General features: G+C 35.5%; 14 protein-coding genes. 9 read left to right on the top strand and 5 right to left on the bottom strand.

Translation table 11 applies throughout. The annotated features are described in order from the left end of the window. Window positions 1-456: GLPGLI family protein (locus tag AC4AGG_RS11325; protein ID WP_489772113.1), on the top strand; the 456-nt coding region annotated here is incomplete at its 5' end. A 32-nt stretch (window positions 457-488) separates the two neighbouring features. Here AC4AGG_RS11325 and AC4AGG_RS11330 read toward each other — a convergent pair. Beyond that, window positions 489-1,607, bottom strand: a complete 1,119-nt coding sequence (locus AC4AGG_RS11330) for a DNA polymerase III subunit (protein ID WP_489772114.1) — start codon at window positions 1,605-1,607, stop codon at window positions 489-491. 161 nt (window positions 1,608-1,768) lie between these two features. Between AC4AGG_RS11330 and bamG the strand changes: the two genes are divergently transcribed. From bamG to AC4AGG_RS11345, 3 genes are read left to right on the top strand one after another with little or no spacing between them, the layout of a single operon-like run. Further along, window positions 1,769-3,037 carry a BamG family beta-barrel-assembly machinery protein gene (bamG, locus tag AC4AGG_RS11335; protein WP_489772115.1) on the top strand — a complete coding sequence of 423 codons (1,269 nt, stop codon included), beginning with the start codon at window positions 1,769-1,771 and terminating at the stop codon, window positions 3,035-3,037. A gap of 1 nt (window position 3,038) precedes the next feature. Further along, the gene (gene lptC / locus AC4AGG_RS11340) at window positions 3,039-3,632 is read left to right on the top strand and encodes an LPS export ABC transporter periplasmic protein LptC (protein WP_489772116.1); all 594 of its coding nucleotides are present in this window, start codon (window positions 3,039-3,041) and stop codon (window positions 3,630-3,632) included. A 21-nt stretch (window positions 3,633-3,653) separates the two neighbouring features. After that, on the top strand, window positions 3,654-4,703 hold the full coding sequence (locus AC4AGG_RS11345; RefSeq protein WP_489772117.1) for an anhydro-N-acetylmuramic acid kinase: 1,050 nt from the start codon (window positions 3,654-3,656) through the stop codon (window positions 4,701-4,703). Between the two features lie 55 nt (window positions 4,704-4,758). On the opposite strand, the gene AC4AGG_RS11350 is transcribed toward AC4AGG_RS11345, so the two are convergent. After that, on the bottom strand, window positions 4,759-5,151 hold the full coding sequence (locus tag AC4AGG_RS11350; protein ID WP_489772118.1) for an SRPBCC domain-containing protein: 393 nt from the start codon (window positions 5,149-5,151) through the stop codon (window positions 4,759-4,761). Between the two features lie 37 nt (window positions 5,152-5,188). On the opposite strand from AC4AGG_RS11350, the gene AC4AGG_RS11355 reads away from it, so the two are divergent. Further along, window positions 5,189-5,791, top strand: coding sequence for an NUDIX hydrolase (locus tag AC4AGG_RS11355; RefSeq protein WP_489772119.1), 603 nt, complete (start codon window positions 5,189-5,191; stop codon window positions 5,789-5,791). A gap of 1 nt (window position 5,792) precedes the next feature. Here AC4AGG_RS11355 and AC4AGG_RS11360 read toward each other — a convergent pair whose 3' ends face one another. Further along, the gene (locus AC4AGG_RS11360) at window positions 5,793-7,061 is read right to left on the bottom strand and encodes a UDP-N-acetylmuramoyl-tripeptide--D-alanyl-D-alanine ligase (protein WP_489772120.1); all 1,269 of its coding nucleotides are present in this window, start codon (window positions 7,059-7,061) and stop codon (window positions 5,793-5,795) included. Window positions 7,062-7,124: 63 nt separating this feature from the next. After that, on the bottom strand, window positions 7,125-8,711 hold the full coding sequence (gldJ, locus tag AC4AGG_RS11365) for a gliding motility lipoprotein GldJ (protein ID WP_489772121.1): 1,587 nt from the start codon (window positions 8,709-8,711) through the stop codon (window positions 7,125-7,127). A 162-nt stretch (window positions 8,712-8,873) separates the two neighbouring features. Here gldJ and porU point away from each other — a divergent pair, with 162 nt between their 5' ends. The 3 genes from porU to AC4AGG_RS11380 all read left to right on the top strand — a co-directional run bounded on the left by porU (window position 8,874) and on the right by AC4AGG_RS11380 (window position 16,264). Further along, window positions 8,874-12,740: a type IX secretion system sortase PorU gene (porU, locus tag AC4AGG_RS11370; protein ID WP_489772122.1), complete on the top strand. Its 3,867-nt coding sequence runs from the start codon at window positions 8,874-8,876 to the stop codon at window positions 12,738-12,740. A 33-nt stretch (window positions 12,741-12,773) separates the two neighbouring features. After that, a complete protein-coding gene (gene porV / locus AC4AGG_RS11375) occupies window positions 12,774-13,937 on the top strand; it encodes a type IX secretion system outer membrane channel protein PorV (protein ID WP_489772123.1) in 1,164 nt (387 codons plus the stop codon). A 92-nt stretch (window positions 13,938-14,029) separates the two neighbouring features. Then, a complete protein-coding gene (locus AC4AGG_RS11380) occupies window positions 14,030-16,264 on the top strand; it encodes an FUSC family protein (RefSeq protein ID WP_489772124.1) in 2,235 nt (744 codons plus the stop codon). Between the two features lie 3 nt (window positions 16,265-16,267). Here the strand turns inward: AC4AGG_RS11380 and AC4AGG_RS11385 are convergent, their stop codons facing one another. Beyond that, window positions 16,268-16,921 carry a 4'-phosphopantetheinyl transferase family protein gene (locus AC4AGG_RS11385; protein ID WP_489772125.1) on the bottom strand — a complete coding sequence of 218 codons (654 nt, stop codon included), beginning with the start codon at window positions 16,919-16,921 and terminating at the stop codon, window positions 16,268-16,270. A gap of 54 nt (window positions 16,922-16,975) precedes the next feature. Between AC4AGG_RS11385 and ahcY the strand changes: the two genes are divergently transcribed. Then, a complete protein-coding gene (gene ahcY, locus AC4AGG_RS11390; protein WP_489772126.1) occupies window positions 16,976-18,289 on the top strand; it encodes an adenosylhomocysteinase in 1,314 nt (437 codons plus the stop codon). The last annotated feature ends 96 nt before the right edge of the window (window positions 18,290-18,385 follow it).

The raw sequence follows: 18,385 nt of genomic DNA on the forward strand, positions 1-18,385 counted from the left end.
CAAAATTACAATTGCCAGAAAGCAACGATAACTTATGGAAAAAGGAACTGGATTGCATGGTTTACCAACGATATACCAATACAAGACGGACCTTATATTTTCAGCAACTTACCCGGTCTTATCATAGAATTGCAAGACTCTAATCAAGCACATTCATTTCAACTAATTTCTAACTTTAAAACCAACAACCGAACCTCGAATATAACCAACAAATACATCACACCTATCGAAACAACAAGGGAAAAATTCAATAAAAAATGGAATGAGTTTCGAAAAAATCCCATTGGTTGGCAGGAGCAATTTGCAATTCAAAATCCCCAAAACACAAATTTTCGATATTTTGATGCTAATGGAAAAGAACTAAATACTCAGGAATTCTATAAAGAAGGAAGAAATAAAGCTGAAAAGGAAATTAGAAAGAGAAATAATTTTCTAGACCTAGAACTTTACCAATAAGAAAAAACGCTCAATTTTTTGAGCGTTTTTTCTTATGGCTTTTGATGTATATACCTAGAAAGTTTAATCCCTAAATCGGTCCAAATAATCTTCGGACTTCCGTTACGAACCAAATGATAATCTGCTGAACTTAACTCCTCCAAAATACTTTGGATATTGTTCCCGTGAATATAGTTAGCAAAAAAATCCCATTTGAAACCATTAGAATCCAATTTTTTATAAACTAAATTTTGGCTTCCGTAAGACTGCAACAAAGCAAGACGAAAGGTTTCAGTACAATATTCTAAAAACTTCTTCTGCTTCTCCCGATTCCAACTAGAAATATTGTGTGCCCACTTAATAATCTCTTTGAGATAGATGGGTCTCTTCTTCACCTGAAAAGCATCTCGAACCCATTGAATAAAAAGCTCTTCAAACTCATCTGACGACTGATCCTGTTCCAAAATTTTGCGAGCAACATTGAGGTCACCCTGAGACCTAAAGACCACTTCACTGAGATTACTAGAGTTAAATTTTTCTTGTTTCTCAATAAACGCAGTAATCTCTTCGTCACTCAATCTTGGGACTTCTACCAACTGTGTCCTAGACAAAATCGTTGGAAGGAAATCATTGGTACTTTCAGCAATAAGAAAAATATATGTTTTAGCTGGCGGTTCCTCTAGAAATTTTAGAAACTTATTTTCTGCTTTTTCGTTTAATTTATCAGCTCTCCAAATAATTAAAATCTTAGAACCTCCTTCAAAACTCCTCAGAGACAACTTCTGAAGCCTATCTTCGATCTCATCAACGGAGATAAAAAATTGTTTGTTCTCGGACTCTAGAAAGCCCGTCCAATCACCCAATCCCATATAAGGATTTTCGAGAACCATCTTTCGAAACTCTGGAAAAAGACGTTGGCTTAAAGACACATTTTTTTCGGAAAAAACAGGAAAACTAAAATGCAAATCAAGATGGTTAAGCCCAGAAACCTTGGATTCTGCCTTTGGATTTTCTGATTTCAAAATCTCTTGAGCGTACGCCAACACCAGAGGTAAAGTTCCGTAACCTTCCTTTCCTACGAAAAGTTGAGCATGACTTACCCGATTCTCTTGTATGGACTTTTTCAGTTGCTGTTTGAGGGGTTCTTGTCCCGCAATAAGTTCCCAATTCATGTTTCAAATGTACTCGAAATCCATTTTATAATCAAGTAGAAACAAGATAGTTTTATAAAAAATTATTATTTATGGGGATTTACTTAACAAACTTTAACCCAAACAAATTTCTTCAATCAATTAATATTTAAGATATTTGCGCTTTATTATATAAACGTTGAATGAAAAAGATTTTTGTATTATCTCTATTTTGCTTGGGAGCATCGATAGCAGCTCAAAATGTGGGAAACTCTCCCTATGCTGCGATAGGAATTGGAGATATTAAGTATGACAACACAGTAGAAAATTCCGCAATGGGAGGTATTTCAACTGCTTATATTACGGACTTTGGAAACACTTTTAACTTTCGTAATCCTGCTGCTAACGAGAATCTTCAGTTGACTTCGATTAAGATTGAGACCTCTAATGAAAACAACTTTTTCCGTTCTGATTTCAATAATTACAAAGGAAAAAAGAGTTCGACTTATTTATCCAATATTTCTATTGCTTTTCCACTTTCGCAAAAGACTAAATTTGGTTTTGGTTACCAACCTTACAGTTCTAAGAGATACGGAATCCTTTTACAGGAAACTTTAAGCGACAATACTACGATCAAAGCTAACAGTCTTCAAGGAAAAGGGACCATCAATACAGCACAAGCGGCTTTATCTTACCAAATTACTCCAGAATTTAGTTTAGGTGGTAGAGCAAACCTATATTTCGGAAGCCTTTACGAAATGGATGAAGTTACAAGAAGTGACTCCGAGTTAATCAACGGATACGAAACCAAAACAGAAGTTAACAGCTTTAACTTCACTTTGGGTGCTACTTATCAGAAGAAGTACGAAGATGATACAAGGTTAACAATTGGTGCTACTTCAACTTTTGGCAATACCAGAGGTATGAAGACCACTTATACCAACTCAACCTACTACTACAATACAACAACATCTGAGAAGGAACAAGAGTCAATTATTGAGCAAGTAGTCACCAAAGAAACCAACCTAATCCCTGCAGAAGCTTCTATTGGTGTAGGTTATGGACAATTTGCAAGATGGTTTGTTGGTTCTCAAGTAGACTATAGAAAAGGTGGAGATATCAGCTTCCACGGAAGAGATTATCATTATCAAGATTCTTATAGAATAGCAGCTGGAGGTTGGTACCTTCCTAATGCTAATAACTTTAGAAGTTACTTATCGAGAATTATCTATAGATATGGTGCGTTTTACGAAAGAGGGAACCTTAATATTAACGATAACAGCATCAACAAGTTCGGTTTTGACCTTGGCGCAACTCTTCCTTTCAAAAATAGAACAAGTGGTCTTGATTTAGGGTTAGAGTTCGGTAAGAGAGGTACTTTAGATAACAATTTGGTGAGACAAAATTTTGTAAACTTCAAGATAGGAATCAATTTTGCTGATAAATGGTTTGGTAAGACTTACTACGATTAAGATGAAATTAGTTTCGAAAAGACGAATAATAAATTGGACATTACTTTTTGGTTTTGTCCTTTTTTTGGTATCGTGCGAAGAAGATTTAGCAGAAACAAAAGAGCAAAATAAAAAGACAAATTTTGCATCCCGAATTATACATAATGCAAAAATAATCCAAAGAGATTCAGGATTTGTTAAATTGCGTGCAACCGCTCCACTCATAGAAGAATACGAACTTGTTGACACTCCTTATGTTGAAACCAGGAAAGGAATCTTTATCGAGTTTTTTGATAAAAAAAATCCAAAAAAACCAGGAAGTATCAAAGCTAATTATGCCAAAATAACTGAGAAAAAAAAGTTCTACGAAGCTAGAGGAAATGTAAAAATAAAAACTTCCGAAGGTCAATTATTTGCGACTCAATCTGTATTTTGGAATCAAAAAAAGAACGAAATTTACACCAAGGACACCGTATTCGTCACCGATAAAGACGGCTCAACCCAAGTCAGCGTTGGTGGAATGTGGGCAAAAGACGACTTCTCAGAGTACTACTTCTACAATAACTCAGGAACTAAGAATATTCCAAAAGGAGGAATTCCAGAAATGTCAAAATAATCAAATTCAAACTCTTCCAAAATGAATTTTCACGCCATAGGAATGATGTCTGGAACCAGCCTTGATGGTTTGGATATTTGCTATGTGGAATTTCAAAAAAACGGAGATAACAGCTGGAATTTCACCATTCTAGAATCAGAAACGATTAAATATTCTGAAATTTGGGAAGAAAAGTTGCGAAATGCCATTAATTTTTCCGCCCCCGAATTGCAGGAGTTAAACTCTCTATACGGTTTTTATCTCGGCGAAAAGGTCAAAGATTTTATCGAAAGAAAAAATATCAAAAAGCTAGATGTTATTGCTTCCCACGGTCACACCATTTTTCATCAACCAGAGAAAAAGTACACATTGCAAATCGGAGATGGTCGAGCGATTAGATTGTTGACGGACATTGCAACAGTATATGATTTTAGAAGTCAAGATGTTCTGATGGGAGGAAATGGAGCGCCTTTGGTTCCGATTGGTGACCAATTACTGTTTAGTGAATATGATGCTTGTATTAATTTGGGAGGATTCTCTAATATTTCTTTAAGTAAAAATGGGAAGAGGATTGCATTCGACATCTCTCCAGTTAATATCGTTCTCAACTTTTATGCAAAAAAACTAGGCCAAGCCTATGACCAAAACGGAGAATTGGCAATGTCAGGAATAATCAACGAAAATGTACTTACTCAGCTCAATTCTTTAGAATTTTATGATAAAACTCCACCAAAATCCCTCGGAATCGAATGGGTAAAAGAGCATATTTTCCCTCTCTTAGAACCACTGCAAATCAACGAAGCACTGGCGACTTTCACAGAACATGCCGCGCAACAAATTGCCAACACAATTAATCATTATAGATTACAAAATGCTCTACTCACTGGAGGTGGATCTTACAATCGGTTTTTAATCGAAAAAATACGTACAAAGACCAGTTGCGAAATCGTTATCCCTCAACCAAAGATTATCGACTTCAAAGAAGCACTCATTTTTGCATTGATGGGAGTTCTAAGACTCAATAACGAGAACAATGTACTTTCATCAGCAACGGGAAGTTCAGCAGACCATTGTACGGGTTTATTGGTTTAAAACAAAAAAGACGAGCACAAAGCCCGTCTTAAATTATTCTTTTCCTAAACGAAGACTACGAAAATTTCTCTTCAATTTTGTCTGTCAAAGTATTAATAAAGTTCTGAAGTGGTTTTTCCACCATCATTTTAATAAATGGATTGAATTTTCCTTCGAACATCATCTGAACCTCCGTTTGAGCATCGCTAAGAGCGTTCATCATCGTCTTTAAAGTAAAATCCAAAGAAGAACTTGCAGACTTCAATTCTGCTTGCTTTTCGGTAACCTCTCCTATCTTAAGAGCAATTTCTGGCATTCCTTTCAATGAAAATTTGAAACCTTCTTCATTTGCTTCAAATTTCTGAAGTCCCTCTGGCATCAACTCTTTATAGTTTTCAGGATACTTTAAAAGTTCTACTAATTCATTTACCGGCTTATTTACGGTAATTTTTCGTCCTTCTAAATTCATTTTTATATTTTTGTAGTTTAAAAGATGTGTTGTGCAAATGTATAAAGTTTTTGTGAACGAAAAAAAATTATTACTCTCTTCTGTTCCGCAAGGCATGGATAAGAATCTCCATTACGAAAATCACGCTACTATTGAGATGGCGCTGGACCTTTTGGAGAACACTTCCTGCCCAGAACTCAACGTCTATTTTGACGACTTCGACTTCATGTGGAACGACTTCAAAGCGATGTTTCGGGTTATCGAAGCTGCAGGTGGAGTGGTAAAAAATAACAAAGGGAATATTCTTTTCATCAAAAGACTTGGAAAATGGGACCTTCCCAAAGGAAAAATCGAAAAGGGAGAATCCATTGAAGATGCAGCCGTACGCGAAGTTAATGAAGAAACTGGACTAACCAACCTGACCCTAAAAGACTTTATTAATACCACATTTCACATCTATCGCGAAAAGAAAGGAGAACTTGTTTTGAAGGCTACTCACTGGTTCAACATGCAATATTCTGGCAACAATGAAGCAAAACCGCAAGTTGAAGAGGGGATTACAGAAGTAGACTGGAAAAACGATTCTCAAATTAAAGAGGTTGTTTTCCCATTGACTTTTCAAAACATCAAACTCATTTTGGAAGAAAGTAAAGCTGTTTAGGTTACAGAAAATCAATCACCTTTTCCAAAGCTATACCACGAGAGCCCTTTAATAAAATATTATTTGAAGTAATTTTATTCCTGATTAACTCCTCCTGAAGACTCTGAGAGGTATCAAATGACCGCGCATGCCCCAACTTTAGAAAGTGGGTCCCTACGGTAATAATTTCGTCAAATTCGAGCTCTTTTGCTAGGTCAAGAATCTTTTGGTGTTCGACAAAACTTTCCTCTCCTAATTCCAACATATCACCAATAATAACGGTTTTGGAGCCTTCGAACTGACTAAAATTCTTAAGAGATTCAGCCATAGAACTTGGATTAGCATTATAAGTATCCAATACCAAAGTCTTGTCTCCAATTTTCTTGATTTGAGACCTCATATTAGTTGGAGTATATGATTCTATCGCTTCTTTAATTAACTGAAAATCGATATCAAAATGCAGACCTAGGCTAACCGCTGCAGATATATTAGTGAAGTTATAACCTCCTGTCAATTGAGACTGCGCATCTTCTCCCTGATAAGTAATCCCTACAAAATTATCTTTCATAAAACTGGAAAAATAATAATCGGAATCAGGAGTCCCAAATGTAATTTTAGGTATATAATCAGCGGTCTTTTCACACTGAATTGCATCATTCTGATTCACCAAAATAACTTGATTATGTGACATTAAGTATTCGTACAATTCTGACTTGCCTTTTATTACCCCTTCATAACCACCAAAGCCTTCTAAATGAGCTTTCCCAAAATTAGTAATATATCCAAAATTAGGTTGAGCTATTCTACACAATAACTCAATCTCTTTTTGATGATTAGCTCCCATTTCAACAACTGCTAATTCATGCTGTTCTCTGACCGAAAGAATGGTCAATGGGACACCAATATGATTATTAAGATTACCAAAAGTGTACTGTACATTAAACTTCTTTGAAAGAACGGCATGTATTAATTCTTTGGTTGTTGTCTTACCATTGCTTCCTGTAAGACCAATAATAGGTATTGTTAAATGACTTCTGTGATGTAAAGCTAATTGCTGAAGAAATTCTAAAGTTGAAGGAACATAAAAAATATTTCTTTCTATATTTTCAAATTCTTTTTGCTCGACAATGACAGACAAGGCTCCATCGTTGACAGCTTGCTCTGCTAACAAAGCCGCATTAAAATTGTCACCAGAAAAAGCGAAAAACAAATCTCCTTTTTCAATCTTTCGACTATCAATAGTGACTTTGTTACATTTCAGAAAAATGGAATAAAATTGCTCTACATTCATACTTCAAAAATAAAAAAACCTTCCAAACAATTGGAAGGTTTTTGTAATATTTTCAGATTAATTTTATCTTCTAGTTCTGCTTGTTTTATCTCCAACAGCATTTTGAGCAACACGGAAACCAATCCATCCAAAACCTTTAGCTTCATCTTTATATCTTCTTTGCCCTGGATCCAGCCAATAAGCTGTATCTTTCCAAGAACCACCTTTTACAACTCTTATGTAATTAGAAACTTCAGATGTTCTAGCACCTTTATCTTTTTCCATAATTACTCTACCACTTCCATCAACTAAGAAGTTTCTTCTTGGAGCGTTGTACATACTGAAGTTTGTATCCGCGCTATCTCCAGCACTTCTATAATCTAGAGAAGAAATACGATCTCCATCTCTGAAATTGCTGTGATTTGCAATAGTTTCTCTTTGATATTGACCAGGAAGATTTCTATAGATTACTCTACCATCAGCTAAAGTATCATACTTAACATCTCCGTTATCAATTTTCTTATAAGTACCGTCACCATTTCTCAAAATCTTTTGAGGTGCACTTCCTCTATAATAATTGAAATCGTTGTAATCAGCATCAATGATTGGTCTATATACATCAGCAGTCCATTCCGCAACGTTACCAAACATACCATAAAGACCTAAATCATTAGAAGGATACTTCTTAACATAAGCCGTCTCAGCTGACCCATCATTTTTCCACCCTGGTACTCCAGAATAGTCACCAGTACCCATCTTGAAGTTTTCAAGATACATACCTTTTTTACTTAGATTATCAATCTTAGGATCTTTTCCTTCAATACTATTGTACTCCCTATTTTTTTGAGTTGCTAAAGCCGCAAATTCCCATTCTGCTTCAGTTGGTAATCTAAAACTTTCTACCATTACAGCATTAGGAGATCCATTAGCTTCACGAATTCTTTGATTAACAGACTTGCTCATCCCAGAACGCTGCTCCATTCTTTGCTTATTAATATAAGCCATCATTTCAGGATCGTTAGATTTGAACTTATCCATATTGAAAGCTGCTCCACCAAAGTTGTTATTTTCATTGATATAGAAATCCTTGGAAATAACACCCGCATCCATCAAAGCTTTTTCATTAGCTCTATCAGTTAACCAATCGCAATACTTGTTTGCTTGAGACCAACTAACACCCACTACTGGGTAATAATCGTATTCTGGTGCACGGAAGTATCTCTCAGAATTGTCATTTCTAGACAACTCATTATCCCAAAGTAGTGTATCTGGCAAAGCTCCATTATAGATATTTCTAAACTCAGGATCAGATGGAGGGAAAACATATTTTAACCAAGTGATATATTCTCGGTATTCGTAATTGGTAATTTCCGTTTCAGCAATATAGAAGTTGCTAACCTGCATTCTGTGAGGACTATTATTCCAATCATGCATTACATCGTCTTTCACAAGACCCATCGTGAAGGTACCACCTTCAACAAAAACCATCCCTGGCCAACCTTTTTGATTCTGTGGTTTTCCAGAAAAGAACCAACCTTTCGAATCGTTTGGCTTCCAACCGGTTTTACTCGTGAATTTTTTTGATCCACCACCGCTACCTGAGCCTCCACAACTGGTTAATGCTAACGCAGAACTTATTGCTATTAATGAAAACAACTTTAACTTTCTCATAGTTGATATAAATATTTTCAAAGTACAAAGAAATGATAATTTTATTAATTAATCAAGTAAATAATTGATTTTTTTGCAAAACGACACCAAATTAATTTTATTGTATCATACCATAATTTATATTTTTTCGTTTATTTTGTAAAAGATTATACAAATCGAAGTATGAAGAATTTATTATCCATTATTTTTTTAGGGTTAATCAGTCCGTTTTTGTTATCTCAAAGCATAAAAATTAATTGGAACGGCTCCAAAACAATAGATTATGGTATTGAGAAAAGAAATCTCCCCCACTTTACTAATGAAGGCTTTTCGTCCGACCAAAATAATGTTTTTATTAATATCAAACAAAATGTTGGTGAAAAAGATTTAAAAATTTCTAATATGCAGTGGGAAAATGTTTCTCAGGCAGAATTATTTGACCTTGATAGAAACCTTGTGAAAAATGAGGATAGCTATGGAATCTCGTACAAGTTTTTCGAAGGCAACAGAATCGCCTATATTACTGTTGGTCTTTTCAAAAGTGAAAAGGGAAGTTTCAAAAGGCTTTCTTCATTTGATCTTGTTCCAACTAATATGAATGTTACCAATTTTCAAAAAGTTGGAACAACCGACAACCCTCTTGTTTCTGGAGGCTTTTACAAAATTAAAGTGGATAAATCAGGAATTTTCAAGATTACAACTCAATTCCTTCAAAGCAATGGGATCAACCCTTCCAATATTAATCCAAAAAACTTTAGAATCTATGGAAATGGTGGTATCTTATTACCCGAGCACAACCAAGATATTAAGTACGATGCGTTGCAGGAAAATGCAATACAAGTTGTAGGAGAAGACGATGGCATTTGGAACGACGGAGATTATGCGCTGTTTTATGCACAAGGCCCTACTGGATATAATCTTTATGATAGATCTAATGGAAACGGCTATAAAAGACGTGAAACTCGGAATGATACACCCCAACATCTTAAAAACATTTATGAGGATTACGCATATTACTACATTAATTTTGATAAAGGTCCAGGAAAAAGAGTAACCGATGTAGATGCAAGCCTACCAGCAAATCTAATTTCGCGATATGACGCCTACCAATATATTGATAATGATGAATTCAATCCTTTAAAATTAGGAAAAGTGTGGGTCGAAAATACTCCGTTTACAAGTACAAAAACAGTTACATTTAACACTAATTCAACTATTCAACTAGGAGATCAAGTTCGTTTTAGAACGCAGGTTGTAGGTTACAATTCTGGAGGAAACAGTATAAGCTTTAACTTAAACGGTGGAAATAGTAACAGCGCTAGCATTGGAAGTACAGCAAATTATGCAAGAATTCCTTTTACTGGAAGTAGCACTACAATTTCTGGAAATACGGTAACTTTTAATTACACTCCCAACATTTCTAATAATCCTTACGGACTCTTTTATATTGATTATACCGAAATACAGTATAAAGAAAACCTTAGCTTCAATGGTGGCCAAATGAATTTTCGTGATTTCTCTCTAGTTAGTGGCTCTGGACAAAGTTATGGTTTCGCTATTTCTAATGCATCGAGTGTAGAACAAGTTTGGGACGTTTCCGATTGGACTAATGCCAACAGAAGAATCAACAAAGCCTCCGGTTCAAACTTCAACTTTGGTTACATTACCAATAATCTATATTTCAATAACGAATTTGTTGCTTTTCGAGCAGACGCAGCATATACTCCTACATTTGTAGGAAGTGTAAGTAACCAAAATCTGCAACAACTGCAAAATATTGATTACCTCATCTTAACAAAACCAGAGTTTTTTGGTCAAGCTCAACGTTTAGCCAACTACCACCAGACGGTCAATGGGTATACCACAGAAATCGTGGATATCAACAAAATTTACAATGAATACAGTAGCGGAGGTCAAGACCTTACAGCGATTCGAGATTTTGTAACTCATCTTAATTCTCCTCTAGGAACGTTAAAATATGTTTTCATTTTGGGAGATGCTACATTTGATTTCAAGAACAGAACCCCTAACAATTATAATATTGTTCCAGGATACCAAAGTGAGGAAAGTGGAAATTTTGTAAGTTCATTTGTTACTGACGATTATTTTGTCATGACCGCACCACAAACCAATAACTACATTAGCAGCATTATTCCTGATGTACCAATAGGAAGAATTCCTGCAGCAAATGTAACAGAGGCACAGACGATGATTGACAAAGTGTTAGCCTATAACAACAGTCTTTCTGGTCAATCAACCCCATTTGGAGTATGGCGAATGAAAATGGACTTCCTTGTGGATGACAATAAAGACAACGGTACACCTTTTCACAACTTGATGAACGCTGCATTGGTTAACAATTTTGAGGGAACAACGGATAAGCCAGAATATAATATTAGAAAATTATACTTTGATTCCTTTGTACAGCAAAGTTCTGCTGGTGGCCCTACCTATCCGCAAGTAAACCAAGCAATTTCTAACGATATCGGAAACTCCTTGTTTATGTACTACTTTGGACATGGTGGACCGAACGGATGGGCACAAGAAAGAGTTCTATCTTCAAGCGATATCCAAGCATTTAATAATTTTTCTAGTGTCTACAGTAGATTTCCAGTAATGTCAACCATTACGTGCGAATTTTGTCTTTGGGATGAGCCTAACGTATTTTCCGCAGGAGAACAAGTAATCAAACATGAGAACGGAGGCTCTTCTGCAATGATTACTTCCAGCCGCGCAATTAATGTCGATTATGGTGAACAATTTACAGGAACTTTTGTTAATAGAATTTTCGCACTCAATTCTGATGATTTTAATCATCTTGGAGACGCCTTCCTTAATGCCAAACTCACATACGGAAATAACATCAATCATTTAAAAGTTAATTATCTTGGTGACCCTGCAATGAAATTGGCCAGACCAAAAAGATATTTGGTGATTGATAACATCCAAACTCCAACTCCTAACACAATACGAGCTTTGGATTATGTAACCATTACAGGTCACGTTAATAAACCAGACGGAACACTTAATACCAACTTCAATGGAAAGGCGGTTATTAATATATTTGATAAAAGACTTAATAAGGTTACGCTTAATAATGATGGGGATTTAACACCAGTTTTACACTATACCGAAGAAGGAAGCGCCATTGTAAAAGCAACTGGAACTGTGGCCAATGGTCTATTTACTGTTGAATTTTATGCTCCTTATGATATTAACTACACTATTGGGCAAGGTAGAATTTTGGCTTATGCTGACAACAACGAATTTGATGTATTTAATAATATCTCCTATCAAATCGGAGGAATTAATCCCGATGGAATCAATGACAATCAACCACCGAAGGTTCACCTATATATGAACAATACCAACTTTGCAAACGGTGGAATTACAGATCAAAATCCAATGCTTCTCGCTTGCATTACCGATGACACAGGAATTAATTCTACGGGCGCAGGAATTGGACACGATATCACTGTTTACCTAGATGGAGAAATAATGAATACAATTGTTCTCAATGATTTCTTCTCTTCGGGCGAGGGTTTTGGTTGCGCAAATCCTGATTTGAAAGACTATCAGAAAGGTTATGTTACTTATCCTTTCAGAAATCTTGTTCCTGGAGAACACACACTTACATTTAAAGTTTGGGATATCAACAATAATTCTACAACTGCTACGTTAAACTTTGTAGTAAAGGATGAAACTAATCAAAATCTAATCGTAAATAGACTATTAAATTGGCCGAATCCTTTTACAGACAAGACTTACATTCAGTTTGAGCATAATTGTGATGATATTTTGGATGTTAATGTTCAGATTTTTACAATAACAGGAAAATTAGTTAAAACTTTTTCACAAACCGTGACCGCGGAACCATTCTTAGAAGGCTATAGAACACCTAGACAAGCGATCGAATGGGATGGAAAAGACGATTATGGAGATGCTGTTGGTAAAGGAACTTACATCTTCAAAATATATGCTCGCAGCCAAAACCAAGACAAGTGTAAAGGTGGTGCAACAGCAATTGAAAAGATGGTCATATTAAAATAATTTATATATTTGGAAAATAAAATAAGATACTATATGAATTTCAGGAAAAAACTTCTCTTATTAGGAGTAGGTATAGGTTGTGGTTTAACCGTTTCTGCACAAGTAGATTATAGCAAAATTCGTCCAGTTCTTACAGGGGCTCCCTTTCTAAGAATTGCTCCTGATGCTAGATCTGCTGGAATGGGTGATCAAGGGGTTGTAACATCTCCAGATGTATATTCTCAATTTTGGAACGCTGCAAAATATCCTTTTAGCAGAACAACTTCTGGGTTAGGTGTTAACTACACTCCGTACATGGGTAAATTAACCAATGATGTTTTTTTGCTTTATGGTTCTTATTATAAATTTATTGGTCAAGAAGAGCGATCTACTATTTCTGCAAGTTTGTACTATTTCAATATGGGACAAGTAGATTTGAGAAGTTTAGGTGCAGATAACTCGGTTATTGATCAAGGTACTGCTTCACCTAATGAACTTTCACTAGATGTTGCCTATGGAATTAAATTTGCTGATAGTTTCTCAGGAGCGATTACGGCACGATATATCAGATCTGACTTAGCTGGAGGATTCAACACCAATACTACTTTAAAACCAGCCAACAGTTTTGCGCTTGATATTTCCGGTTATTATACATCTCCTAGATTTTCAGGGCCAGGAGGAATGGACAATAAAGTAAACGCGGGTTTTGCAATTCAAAATCTTGGACCTAAATTAGATTATACAGGTGACGACGAATCAAGATCTTATCTTCCAACAATGGCTAGATTAGGTATTGGTTATGATTTATTCTTAGATGATGTTAACCGAATCGGATTTAGTGCTGAAGGTTCTAAACTTTTAGTTCCAGGAGCTATTGACTATAACGCTGTTACTGGTCAATACGAAATCCCGAATGTAGGCGTTATGGCAGGAATCGGAAAATCTTTCAAAAATGAAAAAAGTATCATGCTTTCTGGAGGATTGGAGTACGCGTATGATAATGCTTTCTTTGTAAGAACAGGTTACTTCCATGAAAGTGAAGAACAAGGAGCCAGACAGTTTGCAACTGCAGGTGTTGGACTTAAGTACAAAGTACTTTCTTTAGATGTTTCTTATCTCATTAATACATCCAAAATCAATACTTCCCTTGATAATACATTGCGTTTTGGACTTACATGGCACATTGGTGACGAAACCTACAATGCTCAAGATTACTAAAATGCTTATGGCATAAATCATAATAAAAAAGTCCTCAACTGCGAGGACTTTTTTATTTTTGCAATTAATTACTAATATTTTTCTTTCCGGATATGAACTACGCTTCCGAACTTAAGAAGTTTATTTCCAGCCAATACATTTATTCTGGCTTACGAATTGCCTTATCCATCGTAATCCCGAGTATCATATTGGCGTATTTCGGATTGTTAAAAGAGTACTTCCTCTTCCCTCTTGCAACAAGTTTCGTTGGACTGACTGATCAAGCTGGCCCTTTTATCAGAAGAAGGAATGCTTTAATTCTCGCCATTTTCCTATTTGTCTCCGTTGCAGGAATTGCAAGTGTATTAAAAGACCTTCCCATTCTTATCTATTTCGAAATCATCATCTTCGGAATATTCTTTTCTATGATTGGAGTCTATGGTCAAAGATTAGCACAGGTTGGAGGACTCACTTTAGTCGTTTTCTCGATCTTTATTGATGGAAATTTTGTTGGAGATCAAATTTTAAGAAGTTTAATAATATTCGCTGCAGGTGCTGTGTGGTTCTTAGTCATCTTTATGATTGTAACCACTCTTCAACCCTACAAATTAGCCAGCCAATTGATCGGTGAAAATTACATTGAATTGGCTGATTACATCAAAATTAAAGCAGGTTTTTACCAAAAAGATGCGGATATCGATGCTATTTACAAAAACATTATTTCCAAGCAAATTGTCATCAAAAACCTTCAAGAAGATGCCAGAGAAGTTGTCTTTAAAACAAGAACAATAGTCAACGAATCCACTACTACTAGTCGAATATTGATGTTGATGTTCCTTAACTCCATTGATTTTTACGAAAAATTATATACCACAGATCAAGATTACAAAAAGCTACAGGAGGATTATGGTGACGAAAAAGTAATGGAGTACATCCATGACTTTTTAATTATGATCTCAGAAGAGGTATCCCGAATTGGTATTGCTTTACAAAGCGGACAACGTGCAACTATAAATCCTGATATTGATATCGAATTAGAAAAGGTTGCCAATGAATATTTTGAGCTTCGCAATCGAAAAATGTCGGCAGATAATCTTGAAAATTTCATGACCTTGCGGATGGTCTTACTGAGATTACGAGAGATGAAAGACAATGTTAAAAATATATTTTTGGTTTTCTCTCAAGATCAAAAATTAGCCAAAAGTCTTTCTACCGGTTTGGATTATGACAAATTTGTACCAAAGCAAGAAAAGCTAAATCTCAAAGTCCTTATCAATAACTTTTCTCTTGAGTCTCTTCACTTTCGGCACTCCATTCGTTTGACGTTAGCTATGCTTTTAGGATATGCCATTTCAAGGTTTGAGTTTCTTGGAATCGGACATGCATATTGGATTCTCATCACTATTGTTGCGATTATGCGTCCAGCTTACAGCACGACAAAACATCGAAATCTTCTCAGACTATACGGAACTATAGGTGGCGCTGTGGTTGCCTATCTTCTTTTAATCTATATTGATAATGGAGCTGTGCTTTTAGCCATTTTGCTTTCCAGTATGATTCTCTGTTTCGCATTCTTAAAAGGAAAATACTCTTGGGCGGTTTTTTTCATGACGATTTACATTTTTATTTCATTCAATTTTTTGAATCCAGGAAATGTAAATTTGATTTTCAAGGATCGTATTTTGGATACTTTGATTGCGGGAGTATTGGTTTTCTTGGTTTCTTATTTTGTTCTCCCAGTGTGGGAACATGAGCAAAACCTCGAATTGATGAAAAAGACGGCTAAAGACAATTTGAAATATTTTCAAGTTGTCATGCAAAAATTCCAATCACAGCCAACAGAAATTCAACAATATAAGATTGCACGAAAAAATGCTATCATCAGCATGGCCAACCTTTCGGACAACTTCCAACGGATGATTTCTGACCCAAAAAATCAACGGGAAAAATTAGAAGCAGTTCATCAATTTGCAACAACTTCGCATCTGATCACCGCTTATGTTGCATCGTTGTCGCAATATTCTGATTCAGGAAGTCAATTTCCAGAAATTGATTTTGAAAATTGGAATCAAAACATCGAGAACCAAATGCAACAAGTCATTGATTTGCTTAACAATGAAAAGAAAACGGTCGAAAAAACAGAAATTACAGAACCGCAAGATTCGGTGGACGAACTTTTGTTAAAACGAAAAAACGAAATTGAAGAAAACGAATTTCATGACCGTCGAGACCTTAGCAGAATTTCGCACTTAGCAGAAATCAATAACATTCGAGAATTATTGGACTTACTTTTAGATGTAGTATCCGAGCAACGAAAAGCCATCGTAAAATATTTCAAAGAAAGTTAGACACTAATCGCGAGGTATCTTGAAGTTAATCTGATGATTTTCCTCTACAATAGCGAAATAAAATTCTTCAATCTTGATGACTTTGGCTTCATACACATCCTCAAAATCTTCATCAAAGACCCTACATTTAATACTATCCAACTGGTTTAATTCAAATGGATAAACTTCATAATGTCTTTTCAATGACCAATATTTTGACGGATGAAGTTTGTACAAAGATTCTTTAATAGTCCAGATAATCGTTAAGAATTCAACTTCATTTTCGTTTTCAGTCCATGAAATTTCGGTATCGTAAAGGAATTTATGCTTTACTCTTAAAATTTTAGGCATTATTTTCTCCAAATCAATTCCGACACGCTTCTGCGAAATGGCCAAGGAAGCAAATGGATACGAATGCGTAATGGAAATAAAGGCATCTTTCGGAAAAAGATAGGGTTGCCCTTCAGTTTTGTATTTTATTCGATGTTCTGGCAAAGCGAGTTTCAACATCTTCCGAATCATCAAAAACTCAATTAATTTTTTAGGATGGTATTTTTCTACCTTTTCAAAATCATCTGGTTCAATCAATTCTTGATGGTCAAAATCATCACAATTTTCATCATATTTCCAGAATAAAATTGTCGCATTATCGTCTGTAAAGTCTTGAAAAAAAGGCATATTTTGAGTTGCGAGATTTAGTTTGTAAATTTGCAAAAATTTTTTCGAAAAAAGATGGAAACGACTACACAATACATTCCTTACAAAGTTAAGGATATTTCCCTCGCTGAATGGGGAAGAAAAGAAATTACTTTAGCTGAAGCTGAAATGCCAGGATTGATGGCTATCCGTGAAGAATACGGTCCTTCTCAACCTTTGAAAGGTGCAAGAATTGCTGGTTGTCTTCACATGACAATCCAAACAGCTGTATTAATCGAAACTTTGGTTGCTCTTGGTGCGGAAGTTACTTGGTCTTCTTGTAACATTTTCTCAACTCAAGACCATGCTGCTGCTGCTATTGCTGCTGCTGGAATCCCTGTTTATGCTTGGAAAGGACTTAACGAAGAAGAATTCGACTGGTGTATCGAGCAAACGCTTTTCTTTGGAGAAGACAGAAAACCATTGAACATGATTTTGGATGATGGTGGAGATTTGACCAATATGGTTTTTGATAAATATCCAGAATTCACCAAAGACATCAAAGGACTTTCTGAAGAAACGACTACTGGAGTACACAGATTGTACGAAAGAATGAAAAACGGAACTTTGGTAATGCCTGCAATCAATGTTAACGATTCTGTTACAAAATCAAAATTTGATAACAAATACGGTTGTAAAGAATCTGCTGTAGATGCAGTAAGAAGAGCAACTGACGTTATGTTGGCTGGAAAAAGAGTAGTTGTTTGTGGATATGGTGATGTTGGTAAAGGAACTGCAGCTTCTTTCAGAGGAGCAGGTTCTATCGTTACTGTTACAGAAATCGATCCAATCTGTGCACTACAAGCTGCAATGGACGGTTACGAAGTAAAAAGATTAGATACTGTAGTTGATAATGCAGATATCATCATTACAACTACTGGAAACTTCAATATCGTAAGAGGAGAACATTTCCTAAAAATGAAAGATAAAACCATCGTTTGTAATATCGGACATTTCGATAATGAAATTGACATGGCTTGGTTAAACAAAAACTACGGAGCTACAAAATCTGAAGTTAAGCCACAAGTAGATATCTACACTATTGAAGGTAAAGAAATCATCATCCTTGCTGAAGGTAGATTGGTTAATCTTGGATGTGCAACTGGTCACCCAAGTTTTGTAATGAGTAACTCTTTCTCTAACCAAACTTTAGCTCAAATCGAACTTTGGAACAATTCAGCAGCATACAAAAACGAAGTATATATGTTGCCAAAACATTTGGATGAAAAAGTAGCTGCACTTCACCTTAAGAAATTAAGCGTTGAATTGGAAACCCTTTCTCCAGAGCAAGCAGAATACATCGGTGTTGAAGTACAAGGCCCTTACAAACCAGAATATTACAGATACTAATTAAGATGGTTGATGGTTGATGAATGATGAATGAATGATGAGATTTCAACCAAAAAAAACTTGAAACGCCTTAGGAAACTAAGGCGTTTTTTTAAT

The sequence above is a fragment of the Chryseobacterium sp. CG10_8 genome (assembly GCF_058117085.1).

Bases quoted from the DNA above. Each gene is read 5' to 3' on its own strand.
- ahcY (WP_489772126.1), top strand. From the start codon at position 16,976: ATGGAAACGACTACACAATACATTCCTTACAAAGTTAAGGATATTTCC.
- AC4AGG_RS11360 (WP_489772120.1), bottom strand. From the start codon at position 7,061: ATGAATGTAGAGCAATTTTATTCCATTTTTCTGAAATGTAACAAAGTC.
- porU (WP_489772122.1), top strand. From the start codon at position 8,874: ATGAAGAATTTATTATCCATTATTTTTTTAGGGTTAATCAGTCCGTTT.
- bamG (WP_489772115.1), top strand. From the start codon at position 1,769: ATGAAAAAGATTTTTGTATTATCTCTATTTTGCTTGGGAGCATCGATA.
- gldJ (WP_489772121.1), bottom strand. From the start codon at position 8,711: ATGAGAAAGTTAAAGTTGTTTTCATTAATAGCAATAAGTTCTGCGTTA.
- porV (WP_489772123.1), top strand. From the start codon at position 12,774: ATGAATTTCAGGAAAAAACTTCTCTTATTAGGAGTAGGTATAGGTTGT.
- AC4AGG_RS11345 (WP_489772117.1), top strand. From the start codon at position 3,654: ATGAATTTTCACGCCATAGGAATGATGTCTGGAACCAGCCTTGATGGT.
- AC4AGG_RS11350 (WP_489772118.1), bottom strand. From the start codon at position 5,151: ATGAATTTAGAAGGACGAAAAATTACCGTAAATAAGCCGGTAAATGAA.
- AC4AGG_RS11355 (WP_489772119.1), top strand. From the start codon at position 5,189: ATGTATAAAGTTTTTGTGAACGAAAAAAAATTATTACTCTCTTCTGTT.
- lptC (WP_489772116.1), top strand. From the start codon at position 3,039: ATGAAATTAGTTTCGAAAAGACGAATAATAAATTGGACATTACTTTTT.
- AC4AGG_RS11385 (WP_489772125.1), bottom strand. From the start codon at position 16,921: ATGCCTTTTTTTCAAGACTTTACAGACGATAATGCGACAATTTTATTC.
- AC4AGG_RS11380 (WP_489772124.1), top strand. From the start codon at position 14,030: ATGAACTACGCTTCCGAACTTAAGAAGTTTATTTCCAGCCAATACATT.
- AC4AGG_RS11330 (WP_489772114.1), bottom strand. From the start codon at position 1,607: ATGAATTGGGAACTTATTGCGGGACAAGAACCCCTCAAACAGCAACTG.